The organism is Bradyrhizobium sp. Mp19 (assembly GCF_029952935.1).
GTDB lineage: Bacteria > Pseudomonadota > Alphaproteobacteria > Rhizobiales > Xanthobacteraceae > Bradyrhizobium > Bradyrhizobium elkanii.
On the sequence record NZ_JASAUT010000017.1, the window covers coordinates 102,617 to 120,252 of the forward strand.

The 17,636-nt window shown below is 64.9% G+C and carries 20 protein-coding genes; 7 read left to right on the plus strand and 13 right to left on the minus strand.

All coding sequences use genetic code 11. The annotated features are described in order from the left end of the window. Positions 1-45: 45 nt before the first annotated feature. From QJT82_RS20125 to QJT82_RS20135, 3 genes are all read right to left on the minus strand, one after another. Positions 46-1,164, minus strand: coding sequence for a GNAT family N-acetyltransferase (locus QJT82_RS20125; RefSeq protein ID WP_245288724.1), 1,119 nt, complete (start codon positions 1,162-1,164; stop codon positions 46-48). 324 nt (positions 1,165-1,488) lie between these two features. Further along, positions 1,489-2,700 carry an ABC transporter substrate-binding protein gene (locus QJT82_RS20130; protein WP_028341008.1) on the minus strand — a complete coding sequence of 404 codons (1,212 nt, stop codon included), beginning with the start codon at positions 2,698-2,700 and terminating at the stop codon, positions 1,489-1,491. Positions 2,701-2,759: 59 nt separating this feature from the next. Next, complete coding sequence (locus QJT82_RS20135; protein WP_155258522.1) at positions 2,760-2,930, minus strand: hypothetical protein; 171 nt, start codon at positions 2,928-2,930, stop codon at positions 2,760-2,762. Positions 2,931-3,045: 115 nt separating this feature from the next. On the opposite strand from QJT82_RS20135, the gene QJT82_RS20140 reads away from it, so the two are divergent. Beyond that, entirely contained in the window at positions 3,046-3,411 is a 366-nt protein-coding gene (locus tag QJT82_RS20140) for a hypothetical protein (protein WP_051447885.1), read from the plus strand. 163 nt (positions 3,412-3,574) lie between these two features. Here QJT82_RS20140 and QJT82_RS20145 read toward each other — a convergent pair whose 3' ends face one another. The 5 genes from QJT82_RS20145 to QJT82_RS20165 form a co-directional block, all read right to left on the minus strand. Then, positions 3,575-4,348, minus strand: a complete 774-nt coding sequence (locus QJT82_RS20145) for a CPBP family intramembrane glutamic endopeptidase (protein ID WP_028341009.1) — start codon at positions 4,346-4,348, stop codon at positions 3,575-3,577. 128 nt (positions 4,349-4,476) lie between these two features. Continuing rightward, positions 4,477-6,120 (minus strand): acyl-CoA dehydrogenase family protein, encoded by a 1,644-nt coding sequence (locus tag QJT82_RS20150; protein WP_028341010.1) that lies wholly within the window; start codon positions 6,118-6,120, stop codon positions 4,477-4,479. Between the two features lie 159 nt (positions 6,121-6,279). Continuing rightward, the gene (locus QJT82_RS20155) at positions 6,280-6,732 is read right to left on the minus strand and encodes a hypothetical protein (RefSeq protein ID WP_028341011.1); all 453 of its coding nucleotides are present in this window, start codon (positions 6,730-6,732) and stop codon (positions 6,280-6,282) included. Between the two features lie 32 nt (positions 6,733-6,764). Next, positions 6,765-7,178 (minus strand): hypothetical protein, encoded by a 414-nt coding sequence (locus tag QJT82_RS20160; RefSeq protein ID WP_028341012.1) that lies wholly within the window; start codon positions 7,176-7,178, stop codon positions 6,765-6,767. Between the two features lie 227 nt (positions 7,179-7,405). Beyond that, positions 7,406-8,140 (minus strand): M15 family metallopeptidase, encoded by a 735-nt coding sequence (locus QJT82_RS20165; RefSeq protein WP_028341013.1) that lies wholly within the window; start codon positions 8,138-8,140, stop codon positions 7,406-7,408. 268 nt (positions 8,141-8,408) lie between these two features. On the opposite strand from QJT82_RS20165, the gene QJT82_RS20170 reads away from it, so the two are divergent. The 3 genes from QJT82_RS20170 (at position 8,409) to plsY (ending at position 11,489) form a co-directional block, all read left to right on the plus strand. Continuing rightward, positions 8,409-9,362, plus strand: coding sequence for an aspartate carbamoyltransferase catalytic subunit (locus QJT82_RS20170; RefSeq protein WP_026192854.1), 954 nt, complete (start codon positions 8,409-8,411; stop codon positions 9,360-9,362). Between the two features lie 4 nt (positions 9,363-9,366). Then, the gene (locus QJT82_RS20175) at positions 9,367-10,668 is read left to right on the plus strand and encodes a dihydroorotase (protein ID WP_028341014.1); all 1,302 of its coding nucleotides are present in this window, start codon (positions 9,367-9,369) and stop codon (positions 10,666-10,668) included. Positions 10,669-10,892: 224 nt separating this feature from the next. Continuing rightward, positions 10,893-11,489: a glycerol-3-phosphate 1-O-acyltransferase PlsY gene (gene plsY / locus QJT82_RS20180; RefSeq protein ID WP_028341015.1), complete on the plus strand. Its 597-nt coding sequence runs from the start codon at positions 10,893-10,895 to the stop codon at positions 11,487-11,489. Positions 11,490-11,580: 91 nt separating this feature from the next. Here the strand turns inward: plsY and QJT82_RS20185 are convergent, their stop codons facing one another. After that, positions 11,581-12,819: an amidase gene (locus QJT82_RS20185; protein WP_028341016.1), complete on the minus strand. Its 1,239-nt coding sequence runs from the start codon at positions 12,817-12,819 to the stop codon at positions 11,581-11,583. Beyond that, positions 12,816-12,950: a hypothetical protein gene (locus QJT82_RS20190; protein WP_259242753.1), complete on the minus strand. Its 135-nt coding sequence runs from the start codon at positions 12,948-12,950 to the stop codon at positions 12,816-12,818. Before QJT82_RS20190 ends, QJT82_RS20185 begins: the two co-directional genes overlap by 4 nt. On the opposite strand from QJT82_RS20190, the gene dprA reads away from it, so the two are divergent. Continuing rightward, complete coding sequence (gene dprA / locus QJT82_RS20195; protein WP_028341017.1) at positions 12,945-14,060, plus strand: DNA-processing protein DprA; 1,116 nt, start codon at positions 12,945-12,947, stop codon at positions 14,058-14,060. The genes QJT82_RS20190 and dprA overlap by 6 nt on opposite strands. 203 nt (positions 14,061-14,263) lie before the next feature. Here dprA and QJT82_RS20200 read toward each other — a convergent pair whose 3' ends face one another. Next, entirely contained in the window at positions 14,264-14,671 is a 408-nt protein-coding gene (locus tag QJT82_RS20200; RefSeq protein ID WP_028341018.1) for a helix-turn-helix domain-containing protein, read from the minus strand. 99 nt (positions 14,672-14,770) lie between these two features. On the opposite strand from QJT82_RS20200, the gene QJT82_RS20205 reads away from it, so the two are divergent. Beyond that, entirely contained in the window at positions 14,771-15,379 is a 609-nt protein-coding gene (locus tag QJT82_RS20205; RefSeq protein ID WP_028341019.1) for an FMN-dependent NADH-azoreductase, read from the plus strand. Positions 15,380-15,436: 57 nt separating this feature from the next. On the opposite strand, the gene QJT82_RS20210 is transcribed toward QJT82_RS20205, so the two are convergent. Together QJT82_RS20210 and QJT82_RS20215 are read right to left on the minus strand one after the other, a co-directional pair. Next, positions 15,437-15,595 (minus strand): hypothetical protein, encoded by a 159-nt coding sequence (locus QJT82_RS20210; RefSeq protein ID WP_196238162.1) that lies wholly within the window; start codon positions 15,593-15,595, stop codon positions 15,437-15,439. Positions 15,596-15,849: 254 nt separating this feature from the next. Next, the gene (locus QJT82_RS20215) at positions 15,850-16,623 is read right to left on the minus strand and encodes a glucose 1-dehydrogenase (RefSeq protein WP_028341020.1); all 774 of its coding nucleotides are present in this window, start codon (positions 16,621-16,623) and stop codon (positions 15,850-15,852) included. 109 nt (positions 16,624-16,732) lie between these two features. Between QJT82_RS20215 and QJT82_RS20220 the strand changes: the two genes are divergently transcribed. Beyond that, positions 16,733-17,209, plus strand: coding sequence for a helix-turn-helix domain-containing protein (locus tag QJT82_RS20220; RefSeq protein ID WP_028341021.1), 477 nt, complete (start codon positions 16,733-16,735; stop codon positions 17,207-17,209). The last annotated feature ends 427 nt before the right edge of the window (positions 17,210-17,636 follow it).

Sequence of the window (17,636 nt, forward strand, 5' to 3'; positions counted from 1 at the left end):
AGGGTGTATCCGAGCGGCCTGGAATAGCGCCGCGCCTATCGGCTGCTACCAGACTTCGCGATAGTTCGCGAACTTGCGCAGGGTCTTGTCATAGCGGGCCGGTACGATCCAGGGCAACAGAAGCCTGAAGATCGCGTTCGGAAGCGGAGAGCGAAGCCGCACATAGAGATCGAGCGGATCGAGGTCGTGCCGCATCCGGAATTTCGGTTCGTAGCTGAGACCCGTGCTTCGAAGCCACCTGTAACCGTTGGCGATCGCCCAATTCATCATGTCGCGAATGGTGTAGTAATAAAGATGAAGGTCGAGTGCGACGCCATAGTCGAGGCCGACATACTCCCAGAACAGACTGTCGCCTTCGACCATGCAAAGGCTGAAGGCGATCACCTTCCCGCCACGGCGCCAGATGAAGAAGCGGACCTTGTCCTTCATGTCGCTGCCGAGCCGGCGGAGATAGTCGGCTGTCAGTTTCTCGAAACGGAATTTCGAACGGTCGAAGACCTGCAGGTAGAGCGGATAGATCTCGTCGACGGCATCCCTTGCGTCGTCGGTGACGGTAAGAGCTATGGCTTCACCGTCGGTTGCCTTGAATTTCTTGCGGAGCTGCCAGCGCGCCGACCGCGGCAGCGCATTTTGCATGTAAGCATCGAAGTCGTCGTGCTCGATATTGAGCGCCGTCATCGGCATGCTCGGCGCGCGGGCGAAGCCGCGCCGGACGAAGCAATCCAGCACCGGCCTATAGCGCGCGGGGAATTCCTTCAGGACGATGAGCTGCGCCCGGCACGATCTTGCGAGCGTGACGATTTCGCTGCAAAGAATCTCGGCGATCTTGCCGGACGGCACCGTGCTTGATCCCGCAAGATGCCCTTCCCCGGCGAAGCATCCGACCATCAGGGTGCGCATTCTGAGAAACCCGGGAACGAAGCGTCGGATGCGCGCCAGCAACGGCTGCCATTCCGCTCCGAGTCCTTCGAGAACGTCCTGGTCGAGAAGAAAAAACGGCTGGACGGCATGGAGACAGCCTGCCCGGTCGATGATCGCGAAGTACCGGTACTCGACGCGCTCGCGGAGCGTGTCCTCCAGGATTTCGTAGTAACGGTGATCCTTGCGCAGATCGGCGAAACTGGCCTCCCAAGCGGGACAACCGGCGATTTCGTCGCGCGTCACGATCTTTACGCGAAATGGCGCTGTAGCAGCCGCCGCGTCCGCTACGCTTGTTGTATCAGCCAGACTGACTGCGTCTGACGCCAACGCAATGCTCCGGGTGATGAAAAGTCTTTCAATACAGTATCAATGTACCTGATTTGGCCGCGGGCTCCTGTGCCATCCGCGCAACAAATCAATTCTTTCGAAGCCGCGTCTCTTTCGAAGCTGTCTCCCGCGATAGACCGGCCCGCCGGCGCAGTAGCGCCACAACTCGCCCTTGTGCTTCAGCAAGCAGCGAAGGCCTGCAACAATGGGCGCGGCTCGTATGGCTTCGCCTTATCGTCGCTATTTTCCAGACGAACCGACGAACGCCGTATCGAGCACGTCACCGATCGGCTGCCAGCTACGGCCATCGAACTGAAGCAACCGCAATTGCTCGACCGGTCGGAACTGAGCGGTGTTGATCTTGATGCCGGGGAGCAGAGCGGACGCCTGATAATCCCTGAGCGCCGCAGCCTGCTTCATGACGTTCTCACGCGACAGGTCGTTGCCGCATTGCCTGAGCACCTCGACCATCGTTTCGGCGGCGGCATAGCCGTAGACTGCCGCCGCGTCATCCTTGCCGCCGGCTTTAGTATACTTGTCCAGGAAGCTGTGCCAGCCGCCCTGCTCCGTTCTCCAGGCCGGATCGCTCGCATCCTTCAGGAACGCGGCGGTGATGACGCCGGTCGCATTCTCCGTGCCGGCCGGCTTGAGCACCGTCTCGATCGATGACGCCATCTGATTCACGACAAACACCGGCCGCCAGCCGTGGTCGGCCGCGGCCCGGATCACCTTGGCGGCATTTTCCGGCACTCCGGCAAACACGAAGACCTCGGCGCCCGATTGCTTCAGGATCGAGACGTGGCCGTCCAGATGCTGATCGTCGACATCATAGGCGATGTCGACCCTGATGTTGTGGGCGACGTCACCCAGCCCTTGCACCAACCCTTTGAACAATTCGCGCCCGAACTGGTCATTCTCCCAAAGCGCCACGATCTTCTTTCCGGGATAGAACGCCTGGATGTAATTGGCGTAGATGCGCCCTTCCTCGCGATACGAAGGCTGCCAGCCCATGGTCCACGGATAGAGCGACGGCTCGCTGAGATCGTGATCGCCGGAAGCAACGAAAAGCTGGGGGATCTTCCGTTCGTTGAGATATTTCCGCACCGCCAGGTTCCCCGGCGTGCCGAACGAACCGAACATCAACAGCACATTGTCGGTCTCGACCAGAATGCGCGTGAGATCCATGGCGTTGGAGGGATCCGACAGATCGTCGTAGGACATGAAGCGGATCTTGCGGCCATTGATGCCGCCGCGTTCGTTGATCATCTCGAAATAAGCGGCTTCCGCCTTGCCGATCTGGCCGAAAATCTCCAACGCGCCACTATACGGCATGACATTGCCGATGCGGATTTCGGTGTCGGTAACGCCCTGGTCGCGCACCTGCTGCGTGATGGCGCCGAGAGACGCCAGCGCGACGACGCCGGCCAGGATTGCTCGGATCAAGATAGCCATGAGAAGAGCTCGCACGACGGCAGCCGCCGCTGCCTGGTTTCAGTCCGGCCCGCGCTCGTTCATTGATCCAGATCATAGCACTCGGACGGGATGCTGGCATCCCCTTCGTCAACCTTCCGATGGGCGGCGATGCGCCACTGGTTGTTCCGGATCATCGCGCTGCGAACGGCTCCGGCGGCCATCACGATGCCGATCGTGATCGTCGCGATGGGCTTTAGGCGCGCCTTCATAGACAATCACTTCGGCTTTGCGCTCGAAGGCGACGTCGGCCTCGGTAGATGCCTGCGTTGGGCCAAACTCACCTAGCATGCTAGAGAGGAGAACGCAGAAGTCAGTCAGGGCACCATGGATGAACGGTCGAAGCCATTTGAGGCCATCGTCGGCGAAAAGCTGAGTGCCATCACTTTCGTGTTGGATTATTGGCAGTTGCAATTCGACGGACCAAGCATCAATGCTCTTACACGCTTGGAAGTCAGCGCCGACGGAGTGGTCCTACGCGATCGGCATGACCAGTTCAGAAATCTCATCTGTGGTCAAATAGGGAAAGTCGTCGCGGGCGTCGCGCTCACACGGCCGAAATCTTTTACGATCACCTTTGAAGATCGATCCGAGATAAGAATCTCACTGAAACCGGAGGACTATCGAGGACCCGAAGCGATGGTCCTCTTTGGCCATAACTCACCGACCGTGGTGGTCCGGGCAGACGATTAGAGCTCGTTGCAAGAACTGCGGATGCCCGACGCGGTACCTCGGCCGCCGTTACCCCATCCCCGTCATTGCGAGCGAAGCGAAGCAATCCATCATTCCGCGTCTGCGGAACGAGATGGATTGCTTCGTCGCTCCGCTCCTCGCAATGACGGTGAAGAGCAGCGCGCTACGATCCCGCCAGCCACCAGGTCTGGATCGTCGCCGCGAAATTGTTCAGCCCGTGCAGCAGGATGGTCAGCCAGGTCGAGCCGGTGCGGAAGCGCAGATAGCCGAACAGGAGACCGATGGTCAGCACCTGGCAGAGGAAGAACCAGTCGTACTGCAGGTGCATCACGGTCCAGACGATCGACGACAGCAGGATCGCGCCGTAAGGGCCGAGCCTGGATTCCGACCAGCCGCGGTAGAGCCAGCCGCGTGCGAACAGCTCCTCCCAGAGCGGCGCGGCCACGGCGAACGCGATCACCAATAGCCACAGCGCGCTGTGCTCCTGCGCCGATTTCAGCACGTCGCCCATGAAGCCCGGCGCCACCTCGCGGCCGGCCGCCCGGGACACCATGTCCCAAGCCCCCACCAGCACGACGAGCGCGACGACGCCGATGATCACGTTCTTCCACGACGTCCCGCGCAGCCCGAGATAATCGGCGAACGGGATCCGGGTCCGGCGGATCGCGAACCACAGCACCAGGAGCACCATCGGCAGGCCGGCAAGGACCGAGAGCGAGATCGTCAGACCGTCGGCGACCACGTGGGTGATGCCGGCCGTCGACACCTCCCCGCCCTGCGCGACGATGCGCCAGACGATGACCGTGACCTGGCCGACGAACATCGCGGCGAAGATCAACAGGCCCCACAGCGCGGTGCCCCAGAATTTCCAGACCCGCGGGGGGAGCGGCGGCGGTTCGATCGCGGCAGTCGCGTCTTGCGGCGTGAGAGAATCCATCAGCGAACCTCGGCTCTATCAATTCGTCATGGCCGGGCTTGTCCCGGCCATCCACGTCTTTCCTTGCCCTGTCGAAGCAAAGACGTGGATGCCCGGCACAAGGCCGGGCATGACGGTGGTCAATGTGGTCATGGCAGCGCCCGCGCCAGCAGCGCACGCTGATCGGCATCGGATAAGTCCACCGCGCCGTACATGCCGGCGTGGCGTTCGGCAAGCCGTGTCGCTGCGAACAGCTCGGCGTTTTTCGGCGAGACCTGGTTGAGCGCCGCGGTTGCCGCCAAGAGCGCCAGTTGCTCGACCGCAAGCCGCGCGACGCGCTCGCTGTCCGGCCGCCGGAACGACTGCCCGATCGAGGCAACAGCCTCAGCGGCGCCGGGCAGGCCCCTGGTCTCGTCGGCGAGCGCGCGCAGCACGGCGAGCGCGGCATCGGCCTCGCGGCCGAGCGCGCGCAGCACGTCGAGGCACATCACGTTGCCGGAACCCTCCCAGATCGCGTTGACCGGCGACTCCCGGTAATGGCGCGCCAAAATGCCTTCCTCGACATAGCCATTGCCGCCGAGGCACTCCATCGCCTCATAGAGGAAGCCGGGCGCGCTCTTGCAGGTCCAGTATTTGATCGCCGGCGTCAGCAGCCGCATATAGGCGGCCTCGCCCGCATCGGCCGGCGCGCGATCGAAAGCACGGCAGAGCCGCATCACCAGCGCGATGGACGCCTCGACATGCAGCGCCATGTCCGACAGCACCGCCTGCATCAGCGGCTGGTCGGCGAGATGCTTCTGGAACACGCTGCGGTGCCGCGCGTGATTGAGCGCATGCGCCAGTCCCGAGCGCATCAGCCCGGCGGAGGCGATCGCGCAATCCTGCCGCGTCAGCTGCACCATCTGGATGATGGTGCGGATGCCCTTGCCCTCCTCGCCGATCAGCTCGGCATGGGCGCCGTGGAATTCGACCTCCGACGAGGCATTGGAGCGGTTGCCGAGCTTGTCCTTCAGGCGCTGGAAGTGGATCGCATTCACCGTGCCGTCGGGCGCAAAGCGCGGCATGAAGAAACAGCTCAGCCCATCCATGGTCTGCGCCAGCACCAGGAAGGCGTCGCACATCGGCGCCGACATGAACCATTTGTGCCCGGTGACACGCCAGGCCTCGCCGTCGCGCTCGGCGCGCGTCATGTTGGCGCGCACATCCGTGCCGCCCTGCTTTTCGGTCATGCCCATGCCGAGGGTCATGCCGCGCTTGGTCCACCACGGCGCAAAGGTGGGGTCGTAGGCGCGCGTTCCGATGACCGGCATCGTCTTCGCCAGAATATCCGGCTGCGAGGCCAGCGCCGCGACCGAGGCGCGCGTCATCGTGATCGGGCAGAGATGGCCGGTCTCGACCTGGGAAGCGATGTAGAACCTTGCCGCACGCACCACCTCGGCCGCCCCGCCCGCCGGCCTGCCGTCGGCGCTCCAGGTCGAGTTGTGCACGCCGGCATGCGCGGAGTGCGCCATCAGCTCGTGATAGGCCGGATGAAACTCGACCTCGTCGCGGCGATTGCCCCTGGCATCGAACAAGCGCAGCTTCGGCGTGTTCTCGTTGGCGATGCGGCCGCGCTCCGCCATCGCGTCCGAGCCCCAATGCTTGCCGAAATCCGACAGCTCCGCCGTTGCCGCCGCCCCGCCATTGGCAGCGACCGCCGCGGCGAGCGGCGCATCCACCGTGAACAGGTCGACATTTTCGAACGGCGGCGACTGGTTGAAGACGTCGTGGGTGGCAAACGGAGCCTGCGTCATGGTCTCCTCGGCAACTGGTCTATACGCATGCGGCCCGGACAGCCGGCCTCCTCCGGCCGGGTCTCGGGCCAATCGTGGCGCGGTGGAATCGGGGGATCATAAGCCCGCGAGCCGGCGCGGGGCAGCGAAAAGTACAGGTCTGCTAGATGCTTCCATGCTTTAGATGCTTGCGCGCTTGGGCGCATGGCGGCCGAGCCAGCGGTCGACCCAGTCATTGACGCGGGTCCGGTTCGCCTCCTTCCTGGAAGCCTGGACAGGAAAAATGTCGCCGCTGCTCAATTGCCGGTTATCGGGATAGGCCGCCAACTGCAGGTTGGACTCGTGCGCGGCGCCGTCCACCGGCGAGATGTAGGCAAACCGGATCTCGATCTTGTGCTTGATGTCGGCGCCCTGCCATTTCGGATGATGGCGTGCCAGCAGCTCGGTAAGCTCGCACGGCAACAGATCGGAGGTCGAGCTCCGCGACCCCTCGGTCTTCTCCATGTAGCATTGTTCCTTGACGCTGCTGACGCGCGCGTCGATCGGCCGGAAGTTCAACCGCTTGTCGAGCTCGCTATAGACATAGAAGCTCGCGACGGCGACAGCGATCATAGCGTAGAGGCCAAGGCGCATGGGTGTGCTTCCGTCCTGTCGAACCGCGTCGGTCAGATCGAACGCGTCTTGTCCGCCTTGGTCTTGGAGGCAAGGACAGGAAACACGTCCCCGGCGCGCAGCGGCTTGCCATTGGGGAAGTAGGACATCTGCAGGCTCGACTGGTGCGAGGCCCCGTCGACCGGCGAGACATAGACGACCTTCACCTCGATCTTGTGCTTCACGTCATAGCCCTGCCACTTCGGATGCTCCTTGCGCAGCAGCTCGGCGATTTCGCAGCGGGTCAGGTCGGAGGTCGACGTCGTCTTGGTGATGACGCCGCGCTCGACCTTTTCCAGATAGCATTGCTCGCTGACGCCGCTGATGCGGGCATCGACGCGCTGATAATTCGCGCTCTTGTCGTGTCGATCGTAGATCAAGACGCCAGCGACGCCGACGACAACAATTGCGATGGCTGCGAACCGCATGCTGCATGCTCCCGTGTTGCCCGTACTTCATACGGCCACAATTAAGGAGTGTTGAAAGCGCGCTTAGCTACTTTTGCGATGGCAAGCGTCGTCTTGCGAAAATGCTTCGGATTTGAGGAAAATCCTGCGCCAACTCCGGCTCCGATTGAATCGGAATCGAAGCTCCAGTCTCTTGCTCTGACGCGTTTTCTTCACGCGAACCGGCGTCCGCTTCGCTTGAAAACGCGCTACCGCGCCCGGACGATCGGGAAGTCGTAGGCCGGCCCGCCTGTCCCCGGCAGCGAAAAGTGCCACCATTCCTTGGCATAGTTCGCAAACCCCTGCCGGGCCATCGCCGCGACCAGCATGGCGCGCCAGCGTCTTTGCGCCGGCGTGATCGATCTGGCCGCGGTGTGGGCCTTCACGTCGGAACAGTCGTAGCCGGTGCCCATGTCGACGCTGCCCTCGGGGGGGCGCGCGGCGGCCGGCGCGGTGCAGTCGGCATAGTCCCTGGCCGGATCGAACTTGCGCGAATTGTCGGCGCCAAGATCGACCAGCGTGAGATCGACCGCGCCCCCGGTCGAATGCCCCGAATGGGTGGCGATGTAGCCGAGGCGGAACAGATCGGCTTTCGAGAAGGCCGGATTGTAGCGCCGCTCGGCGACGGTCTCGGTGCCATTTTTCGCCCACGCCACCATGTCGGCGACGGCACGGGCCGGCCGGTAGCAATCGAACATTTTTAGCGACAGTCTTTGCCCGGCCAGTTCCTGCTGCACCGCCTTGAGCCGAAGCCCGACCTCGCGCTTCACCACGCATTCCGCCGCGCCATAGCCCGCGATCGGCCGGCCCATGAAATTGTTCGCGCTGGCGTAGCGGATGTCCTGGACGATGGTCGGGTCGATGTCGCGGAGGAACGCGAAGTCGCCGGGCAAGTTCTGAGCGAAGGCAGGCGAGACCGCCCCCGGGATCAACGCGATGGCCATCCATGCGATCACGACAATTTTCACGAGGTCTCGCTCCGGCGTCACGGCCGGGTATAGCCCGTCAGGAGGACGGCGTCGCTACCGCTCCGCCTATGCCCGGCCATCCACGTCTTGTTCCGGAAAACCCCGCAAAAGCAAGGAGCGGATGTCCCGCGGCGAGCCCCGGCAGGACTGCCGAGAAGGCGGCGACATCTTACTCGGGGAAAACTCCCGCGAGCCCTCTTCGCGCTTGCCCCACCGGCCATCCGCGCCTATAGCTCTCGCTTTAATGACCCCATCATTGAAATCGACTTTTGTCCTCGGTCACCGGCATCTGCTGGGCATCGAGGGCCTTTCCGCTGACGACATCACGGGCCTGCTCGACCTCTCCGAGGAGTATGTCGAGCTCAACCGCCAGGTCGACAAGAAGCGCGCCAGCCTGCGCGGCCGCACCCAGGTCAATCTGTTCTTCGAGGCCTCGACCCGGACCCAGTCCTCGTTCGAGATCGCCGGAAAACGCCTGGGCGCCGACGTCATGAACATGTCGGTGTCATCGATGTCGACCCGCAAGGGCGAGACCCTGATGGACACCGCGGTGACGCTGAACGCGATGCACCCGGACATCCTGGTGGTGCGCCACCACGCCTCCGGCGCGGTCGAGCTTCTGGCGCGCAAGGTTGACGGTTCCGTGATCAACGCCGGCGACGGCAGCCACGAGCACCCGACCCAGGCGCTGCTCGACGCACTGACCATCCGCCGCAACAAGGGCCGGCTCGAGGGGCTGACGATCGCGATCTGCGGCGACGTGCTGCATTCGCGCGTGGCGCGCTCCAACATCTTCCTGCTCAACACGATGGGCGCACGCGTCCGCGTGGTGGCCCCCTCCACCCTGCTCCCGCCCGGCATCGAGCGGATGGGCGTCGAGGTCGCGCGCGACATGCGCGAGGGACTGAACGGCGCCGACATCGTGATGATGCTGCGGCTGCAGCGCGAGCGCATGAACGGCTCCTTCGTGCCGTCGTCGGGCGAGTATTTCCACTATTTCGGCCTCGACCAGAAGAAGCTCGGCTACGCCAAGCCGGATGCGCTGGTGATGCATCCCGGCCCGATGAACCGTGGTGTCGAGATCGACACCTTCGTCGCCGACGGCGCGCAGTCGCTGATCCGTGAACAAGTCGAAATGGGTGTGGCAGTGCGCATGGCGGTGCTCGAAGCGCTCGCCCGCAACCTGCCGAACGCGTGATGCCATGCTGACCGACCGCCGCCCCATCCTGCTCGCCAACGCCCGCGTCATCGACCCGTCCCGCGACTTCGACGGTCCGGGCGACGTCCTGATCGCCGACGGCGTGATCCGTGACGCCAAGCGCGGCATCGGCGCCGCCGGCGTCCCCGAAGGCACCGACATCGTCAATTGCGCCGGCAAGATCGTGGCCCCCGGCCTGATCGACATGCGCGCCTTTGTCGGCGAGCCCGGCGCCAGCCATCGCGAGACCTTCGCCTCCGCCAGCCAGGCCGCCGCGGCCGGCGGCATCACCACCATCATCTGCCAGCCCGACACCTCGCCGGTGATCGACAATTCGGCGACCGTCGATTTCGTGCTGCGCCGCGCCCGCGACACCGCGATCGTCAACATCCATCCGATGGCGGCGCTGACCAAGGGCATGCAGGGCCAGGAGATGACCGAGATCGGCCTGCTCAAGGCCGCCGGCGCCGTCGCCTTCACCGACGGCGACCGCAGCGTCACCAACGCCCAGGTAATGCGGCGCGCGCTGACCTATGCCCGCGATTTCGACGCGCTGATCGTGCATCACACCGAGGACCCGCATCTGGTGGGCGAAGGCGTGATGAACGAGGGTGAATTCGCCACAAGGCTCGGCCTCGCCGGCATTCCGACCGCGGCCGAGTCGATCATGCTCGAGCGCGACATGCGGCTCGCGGGGCTGACCGGCGGGCGCTATCACGCGGCCTCGCTGACCTCGACCGAGTCGCTGGAAATCCTCAAGCGCGCCCGCGACGCCGGCTACAATGTCTCGGCCTCGGTCTCGATCAACCACGTGACGCTGAACGAGAACGACATCGGCCCCTACCGCACCTTCCTCAAGCTGGCGCCGCCGCTGCGCACCGAGGAGGATCGCAAGGCGCTGGTGGCCGCGCTCGCCTCCGGGCTGATCGACGTCGTGATGAGCGACCACAATCCGCAGGACGTCGAGGTCAAGCGGCTGCCGTTCGCGGAGGCGGCGAGCGGCGCGGTCGGCCTGCAGACCATGCTGCCGGCGGCGCTGCGGCTGATCCACAATGGCGAGATGGACTTCAAGACGCTGATCCGGGCGATGTCGACCCGGCCGGCGGAGCTGCTCGGCCTGCCCGGCGGCACGCTGCGCGCGGGCGCGCCGGCCGACGTCATCGTGATCGACGCCGACACGCCCTGGGTGCTCGACCGCGACGATCTCAAATCACTGTGCAAGAACACGCCGTTCGACGACGCCCGCTTCTCGGGCCGCGTGACGCGGACGATCGTCGGCGGACGGACCGTGTACGAGCACGTCTGAGACTGGGGTGGAACTCAGCGCGCCGCGAGTTGCGACATCGCTTCCATCGTTGTGCCAACGACGATGGCCGCGACGTAAACGACAAAGAAAAATTGCTCCAGCCGCCTGCGAACAGAAGCCATGATAAGCTCCCTCATTACCAAGGCCATGGTGCGCATTTATGGTTAATATTTCATTGACGGCACGGCCCCATTCGGGCGGGACCGACCGAAGGAACCACCGCGATGTCTGCTGATGGCTTGCTGCCGGTCGCCTTCCTGATCGGCTACCTGCTGGGCTCGATCCCGTTCGGCATGGTGCTGACCAGGATGGCCGGCACGCAGGATCTGCGCACGGTCGGCTCGGGCAATATCGGCGCCACCAACGTGTTGCGCACCGGCCGCAAGGGCCTCGCCGCGGCGACGCTGCTCGGCGACATGCTGAAGGGCACCGTCGCCGTCATCATCGCCGGCACCATTGACGGCCCGAACGCGGCGATGCTGGCGGCGCTGGGGGCGTTCCTCGGCCACCTCTTCCCGGTCTGGCTCAAGTTTCGCGGCGGCAAGGGCGTCGCGACCTATCTCGGCGTGCTGCTCGGCCTGTTCTGGCCGGCGGCGCTGATCTTTGCCGTGATCTGGCTCGGCACCGCCTACACCACCCGCTACTCGTCGCTGTCGGCGCTGATCGCGGCGTTCGTGACGCCGCTGTTCCTGTGGTGGTTCGGCCACAACGCGCTCGCCTCGCTGTTCGCCGTGCTGACGCTGCTGCTGTTCTACATGCACCGCGAGAACATCAAGCGCCTGCAGGCCGGCACCGAAGGCAAGATCGGCGAGAAGAGGTGACGCAAGTCATTCCGGGGCGCGACGAAGTCGCGAACCCGGAATCTCGAGATTCCGGGTTCGATGCTGCGCATCGCCCCGGAATGACGGAAGGCTAGGACTTCAGAGCGCTCTCGACAAAGCTCGCCGCCGCCAGTGCCCTGGCGTCGTTCCCAAAGCCCGCGATCACGGTGACACCGACCGGCAATCCGCCCTCGGCGGTCAGCGTCGGCACGTTGACGCAGGGCACGCCCATCAAGGTCCAGAGCCGGTTGTAACGGGGATCGCCGGTCGACGCCAAACCCCTGGGCGCCGCGCCCGGCGCCGACAGCGTCACGAGCACGTCGACCTCGGTGAGAACAGCAGCCAGCGCCTGCCGTGCGCGCAGCGTGACGTCCATCGCCGCGTCGTATTCGGCCGGCGTGCCGCCCTTGCTCTCGTCGAGCCGGCCGCGCAGCAGCGGCGGCATCGCATCGTAGTTTTGGCCGTATTCCCAGGCAAACGACTGATGCGCCTCGAACTCCTGCACCACCGGATGGATCCGCCAGGCTTCCGCGATGATCTCGGGCAGCGCGAGTTCGCGCACGGTCGCACCTGCCTGCTCCGCCGCACGCGCCGCCTTCTGCAACGCCTCCGCGCTGGAAGGTTCAGGCGAACCGGCAAAGGCCTGCGTCACTACGCCGATGCGCGGCGCGGCGAGCTGCGACGGCACCACCAGCTCAGGTCGCTTCGTCATCGCAGCGAGCCCCAGCGCGACATCGCGCACGCCGGCGCCAAACAGTCCGACGGTGTCGAGCGTCCAGGAGAAGCATTTCACGCCGACGGTCGGCAGCAGCCGGTAGCTCGGCTTGATCGCGGCGACGCCGCAGAACGAGGCCGGCCGGATCACCGAACCGCCGGTCTGCGTGCCGAGCGCTAGCGGGATCATCCCGGCCGCGACCGCCGCGGCCGAGCCCGACGACGAGCCGCCCGGCGTGTGCGCGTGATTGTGCGGATTGAGCGTTGCGGTCGGATCGTTCGCCGCGAACGCCGTCGTCGTGGTCTTGCCGATGATGGTCGCCCCCGCCTGCTTCAGCGCCATCACGACCGGCGCGTCGGCGCGCGGCTGATGCCCGCGGTAGATCGCGGCGCCCATCTCGGTCGGGAGGTCGGCGGTATCGATGATGTCCTTGATGCCGACCGCAATCCCGCGCAACGGCCCGGTCTGCTGCGCACGCGCCGTCTCGTCGAGGCGGACGAAGGCGCCGATGGTTTTGTCCTGCGCCGCGATGGCGTCCCGCGTCTGCGTGATGGCGGCATCGGTGGACAATTCGCCGGAGGCGATGCGGCGTTGGAGATCGGCAAGCGAAATCATCGGCGGACGTCCTGCTTCTTGATGGTTTTTGGCGGCTTCTCGGCAAGCGCTTTTAGCGCGTCGCGCGCGGCTGCGCCAATGTCGCAGTTGATCACAATCTCAGGTTGGGCGAAGCTGCGGCCCGCATGCATGACCGCTCGCCCAGCCCCGCAAAACTCACCGACACCGAACGGCTCAACCGCCTGCGGCTGATCCGTTCCGACAATGTCGGCCCGCGCACCTTTGCATCGCTGCTCCGCCATTTTGGCGACGCGGCGCACGCGCTGGAGCGCCTGCCCGATCTGGCGCGCCGCGGCGGCGCCTCGGGCCCCGGGCGGATCTGCAGCGAGGCCGACGCCGCAGCCGAGCTCGCGGCCTGCCGCAAACTCGGCATCGATCTCGTCGCACCGGAGGAAGCCCATTATCCGGCGCGGCTTGCCACCATCGACGACGCGCCGCCGCTGCTTGGTGTGCGCGGCGCGCGCGACACCCTGATGCGGCCGATGATCGCGATCGTCGGCTCCCGCAATGCCTCCGGCGCCGGGCTAAAATTTGCCGGCCAACTTGCGCGCGATCTCGGCGATGCCGGCTTTGTCGTGATCTCGGGCCTCGCCCGCGGCATCGATCAGGCGGCGCACCGCGCCACCGTTGCCAGCGGCACAGTCGCCGTGCTGGCCGGCGGCCACGACAGGATCTACCCGCCGGAGCATGAGGATCTGCTGGCCGCCCTGCTCGAACACGGCGCAGCGATCTCGGAGATGCCGCTGGGCCATGTGCCGCGGGCACGCGACTTTCCCCGCCGCAACCGCCTGATCTCGGGCGCCTCGCTCGGCGTCGTGATCGTCGAGGCCGCGCATCGCTCGGGCTCGCTGATCACGGCGCGGATGGCGGCCGAACAGGGCCGCGAGGTGTTCGCGGTGCCGGGCTCGCCGATCGATCCCCGCGCCGCCGGCGCCAACGATTTGATCAAACAAGGTGCCACCTTGGTCACCGAAGCCGCAGACGTCATCAACGCGGTCACGCCGATCATGGAACGGCCGGTGATGCTTGGCGCGCGCGAGGACGACGAGCCGCTGGACTTTGCCACTGATAGCGGCGATCGCGCCCGCATCATCGATCTGCTCGGGCCGAGCCCGATCAGCATCGACGATCTGATCCGGATGGCCGATGTGTCACCCGCCGTGGTCCGCGCGGTGCTGCTCGAGCTCGAACTCGCCGGCAAGCTCGAGCGCCACGGCGGCGGGCTGGTGTCGATGATTTAGGGATCTGCGTAGGCCGCGCGCAAACGTCTCCCCGTCATCCTGAGGTGCGAGCCTTGCGGCGCAATTGCGCCGCAAGGCGAGCCTCGAAGGATGCACGGCCCGGCTGCAGCCGCACTGAGACAGCGGGGCCGTCGACCCTTCGAGACGCGCTACAGGCTCCTCAGGGTGACGGGTCCATAATCTCAGTGTGCGGAATCAAGATTTCACTCCGCATTCCGCGCATCGAAATCGTTTCGCGCGCCCTCGATCTCCGGCAGATGCGCGAACGCCCATTCGCCGAGCGCCATCACAGGCACCGCCAGTCCGCGCCCGAGATCGGTCAGTTCGTAGTCGACCCGCGGCGGAATGGTCGGAAACACCGTGCGGGTCACCAGGCCATCGCGCTCCAGCCCGCGCAGCGTCAAGGTCAGCATGCGCTGCGAGATGCCGTTGATCATCCGCTTCAGCTCGTTGAAGCGGCGCGGTCCGTCGCGCAGCAGCATGATGACCAGCACGCTCCATTTGTCGCCGACCCGCGACAGCACGGAGGCCACGCCGCGGCAGTCCTGATGCGTCCCGGGGCCACGCGGCAGGCCGGCTTCGGCGGTTACATCGATGTGCTCGGGTTCCATTGGTGTGCTCGGGTTTCAAAAATGTGCGTTCTTGCGGAGATTTAAGACGGTCACTCATATAGCGCCAGTTACAAACCTATACCAAAGGTGACCTCAGCCATGAAACTTCTGCACATCGACTCCTCGGTCCTCGGCCCCCACTCTGTCAGCCGCCAGGTCTCCGCCGCCGCCGTCGAGCGGCTGCGCCAGGCCAATCCGGGCCTCGTCGTCAGCTACCGCGACCTCAGCCAGACCCCGCTCGCCCACCTCTCCGGCCTGCACCTCGCCGCCAGCCAGGGCGCGGCGCCGGATCCGTCGGTACGCGACGACATCGCGGCCGGCCAGGCCGTGCTGGACGAGTTCCTTGCCGCCGACATCGTCGTGATCGGCGCCCCCATGTACAATTTCACGATTCCGAGCCAGCTCAAGGCCTGGATCGACCGCATCCTGGTCGCGGGCAAGACCTTCAAGTACGGCGCCGGCGGCGTCGAGGGACTGGCCGGCAACAAGCGCGTCATCATCGCGATCTCGCGCGGCGGCTATTACGGCGCCGACACGCCGATGGCCGCTCTCGAGCACCTCGAGACCTATCTGCGCGGCGTGTTCGGCTTCATCGGCGTCAGGAATGTTGAGTTCATCCCCGCCGACGGCATCCAGGTCGGCCCCGAGCATCGCGAAAAGGCGGTTGCGGGCGCGCTGCAGGCCGCCGGCAGCCTGAACGCCGCCTGATGTGATTCAAAGCGCCTGCCGTCGCCCGGCGGCGGCAGGCCGTTCAGGTGGAGAAACTCAGAACCAGACGCCCTGAATGCCGAGGATGACGGCGACCAGCGAAATCAACAGGCCGATGCCGGAAAACAGTGCGACCGTCACGAACTGAGACGTGTCCGAACTTTCCGATGCGGACGAAACCGGGATCGACGTCGAAATGCGGGCTGCTTTCGGCATGGCGGCACTCCAAATGATTCCGTGGTGAAAAATTCCCCGCCCAATCAGGAGTCCGGGGAGTACGTCAAAGGTTCAATACACGCGATGATAGTCGCGCACGAAATCGGCCGGTGTGAAGCGCTTCACACCGGCCGTTCGTTACAATGAGAAACAAACCAGAGCGTTTTCGAGCGAAGTGGATACCGGTTCGCGTGAAGAAAACGTGTCGGAATAAAACCAGAGCCCCGTTCCGATTTAATCGGAACGGAAACGCTCTATCCGCGATAGATCGGTGCGCCTGCGGGCGACGCTGTTGCGCCGCCATCGATGAACAGCTCCTGCCCCTGCACATGCGCTGCGTCGTCGGACGCCAGGAACAGCACGGTCTTCGAGATGTGATCGGGTTCACCGATACGGCCGAGCGGCGTGGTCTTGCCGATCCGCTGCTCGAATGCCTTCTCGGCCTCGGGCGTCGCGATCGCCGCGCCCCAGATCGGGGTGCGCACCGCGCCCGGCGCCACCACATTGACGCGGATGTTGCGCGGCGAGAATTCTGACGCCATCACCCGCGCCATCGCGCGCACGCCGGCCTTGCTCGCGGCATAGGCCGAATAGCCGGGATTGCCGAGCACGGAAATCACCGAGCCGTTGAGAATGATCGATGCGCCGTCGTTGAGGTACGGCGCGACCGCCTGCACCGTGAAGAACACACCGGTGAGATTGGTGCGGATGACATTCTCGAAGGCGGCCAGCGTGGTGCCGCCGACCGGCGTCTGGCCGGGAATGCCGGCATTGGCGAACAGCACGTCATACTTGCCGAACTTCTCGGCGCCCTGCTTCACCGCGGCTTCCAGCGCCGCGACGTCGGTGGCATCGGCGGCCACCGCAAACGCGCTCGGCCCGAGCTCCTTGGCTGCCGCCGCAAGCGTCTCCTTGTTGCGCCCGGTGATGACGACCTTGGCGCCCTCGGCCACGAACAGCTTTGCTGTCGCCAGCCCGATGCCGCTGTTGCCGCCGGTGATCAACGCCGTCTTGTTCGCCAGTCTCATGTCCGCCTCCAGTTGGTTGCATTATTAAACTTCATTGCCTAGCTAGGACATACGGTTTAATATTGCAACCACACAAGGTCGTGATGGCCCAAATTCCTGGAGACAGCCGGTGAAACGAACCAGCCTTGCAGGCGACAGCTGTCCCGTCGCACGCGCGCTCGACGTGTTCGGCGACTGGTGGTCGCTCCTGATCATCCGCGACGCCAGCCTCGGCCGGCGCCGCTTCGGCGAATTCCAGGTGAGCCTCGGGCTTGCCAAGAACATCCTTGCCACACGGCTGCGCACGCTGGTCGAGCGCGGCATCCTGAAGACGGTCCCCGCCTCCGACGGCAGCGCCTATCAGGAATATGTCCTGACGCCGAAGGGCCACGGCATCTTTCCGATCCTGGTCGCGCTGCGGCAATGGACCGAGGAATTCGACGAGCATCCGGACGAGATCGCGACCATCCTGGTCGACCGCGACAAGGGCAAGCCGGTGAAGAAGCTCGCGCTGTACTCGCAGGATGGACGCTTACTTGGCGCCGCCGATACTGCGCTGAAGCCGCGGCCTGCAGCAAAGCGCGCGCGTCGCCTCGCGACTGCGTAGGATGGATGTTGCCGGTACGACACGACGGGCAACTCAGCAAGACCTGTCAATCCTCCCGCGCGAAAATATTTCGCTTTATCCGAAGAACAACTCAGTGTATAGATGCACCCGTCTCACCCGATCGAGGGGCGCTGCGCATCGTCACGGGTGTTGCGGTGAGATGCGGTGGACGCCAGGCGTGTGACTGACGAGAGCACGCAAGGCGGACGGTGAAATCGTGCAGGCCTGACGCCCTAGCGGCAGGCGTCTCTTCGCAGGACGTGAATGCGTCGTTGCGAAGACGGTGACAAAAAAGCCCAGTCTCGCCGGGGAGAGCACGTATAAGCCGGAAGACCATCGCGCAGGGAAAGCCGGGTTGTTTCCGGTTACACCTGTGGTCCTACCCCCGAGCTTTCTACCCATTGCTCGGGGCCCATGGGTGCGATCG

What these genes read in the sequence shown, in the direction of transcription:
- QJT82_RS20130 (WP_028341008.1), bottom strand. Translation starts at nt 2,700, where the DNA reads ATGGCTATCTTGATCCGAGCAATCCTGGCCGGCGTCGTCGCGCTGGCG.
- QJT82_RS20135 (WP_155258522.1), bottom strand. Translation starts at nt 2,930, where the DNA reads ATGAAGGCGCGCCTAAAGCCCATCGCGACGATCACGATCGGCATCGTG.
- QJT82_RS20140 (WP_051447885.1), top strand. Translation starts at nt 3,046, where the DNA reads ATGGATGAACGGTCGAAGCCATTTGAGGCCATCGTCGGCGAAAAGCTG.
- QJT82_RS20145 (WP_028341009.1), bottom strand. Translation starts at nt 4,348, where the DNA reads ATGGATTCTCTCACGCCGCAAGACGCGACTGCCGCGATCGAACCGCCG.
- QJT82_RS20150 (WP_028341010.1), bottom strand. Translation starts at nt 6,120, where the DNA reads ATGACGCAGGCTCCGTTTGCCACCCACGACGTCTTCAACCAGTCGCCG.
- QJT82_RS20155 (WP_028341011.1), bottom strand. Translation starts at nt 6,732, where the DNA reads ATGCGCCTTGGCCTCTACGCTATGATCGCTGTCGCCGTCGCGAGCTTC.
- QJT82_RS20160 (WP_028341012.1), bottom strand. Translation starts at nt 7,178, where the DNA reads ATGCGGTTCGCAGCCATCGCAATTGTTGTCGTCGGCGTCGCTGGCGTC.
- QJT82_RS20165 (WP_028341013.1), bottom strand. Translation starts at nt 8,140, where the DNA reads ATGGCCATCGCGTTGATCCCGGGGGCGGTCTCGCCTGCCTTCGCTCAG.
- QJT82_RS20170 (WP_026192854.1), top strand. Translation starts at nt 8,409, where the DNA reads ATGACCCCATCATTGAAATCGACTTTTGTCCTCGGTCACCGGCATCTG.
- QJT82_RS20175 (WP_028341014.1), top strand. Translation starts at nt 9,367, where the DNA reads ATGCTGACCGACCGCCGCCCCATCCTGCTCGCCAACGCCCGCGTCATC.
- plsY (WP_028341015.1), top strand. Translation starts at nt 10,893, where the DNA reads ATGTCTGCTGATGGCTTGCTGCCGGTCGCCTTCCTGATCGGCTACCTG.
- QJT82_RS20185 (WP_028341016.1), bottom strand. Translation starts at nt 12,819, where the DNA reads ATGATTTCGCTTGCCGATCTCCAACGCCGCATCGCCTCCGGCGAATTG.
- dprA (WP_028341017.1), top strand. Translation starts at nt 12,945, where the DNA reads ATGCATGACCGCTCGCCCAGCCCCGCAAAACTCACCGACACCGAACGG.
- QJT82_RS20190 (WP_259242753.1), bottom strand. Translation starts at nt 12,950, where the DNA reads ATGCATGCGGGCCGCAGCTTCGCCCAACCTGAGATTGTGATCAACTGC.
- QJT82_RS20200 (WP_028341018.1), bottom strand. Translation starts at nt 14,671, where the DNA reads ATGGAACCCGAGCACATCGATGTAACCGCCGAAGCCGGCCTGCCGCGT.
- QJT82_RS20205 (WP_028341019.1), top strand. Translation starts at nt 14,771, where the DNA reads ATGAAACTTCTGCACATCGACTCCTCGGTCCTCGGCCCCCACTCTGTC.
- QJT82_RS20210 (WP_196238162.1), bottom strand. Translation starts at nt 15,595, where the DNA reads ATGCCGAAAGCAGCCCGCATTTCGACGTCGATCCCGGTTTCGTCCGCA.
- QJT82_RS20215 (WP_028341020.1), bottom strand. Translation starts at nt 16,623, where the DNA reads ATGAGACTGGCGAACAAGACGGCGTTGATCACCGGCGGCAACAGCGGC.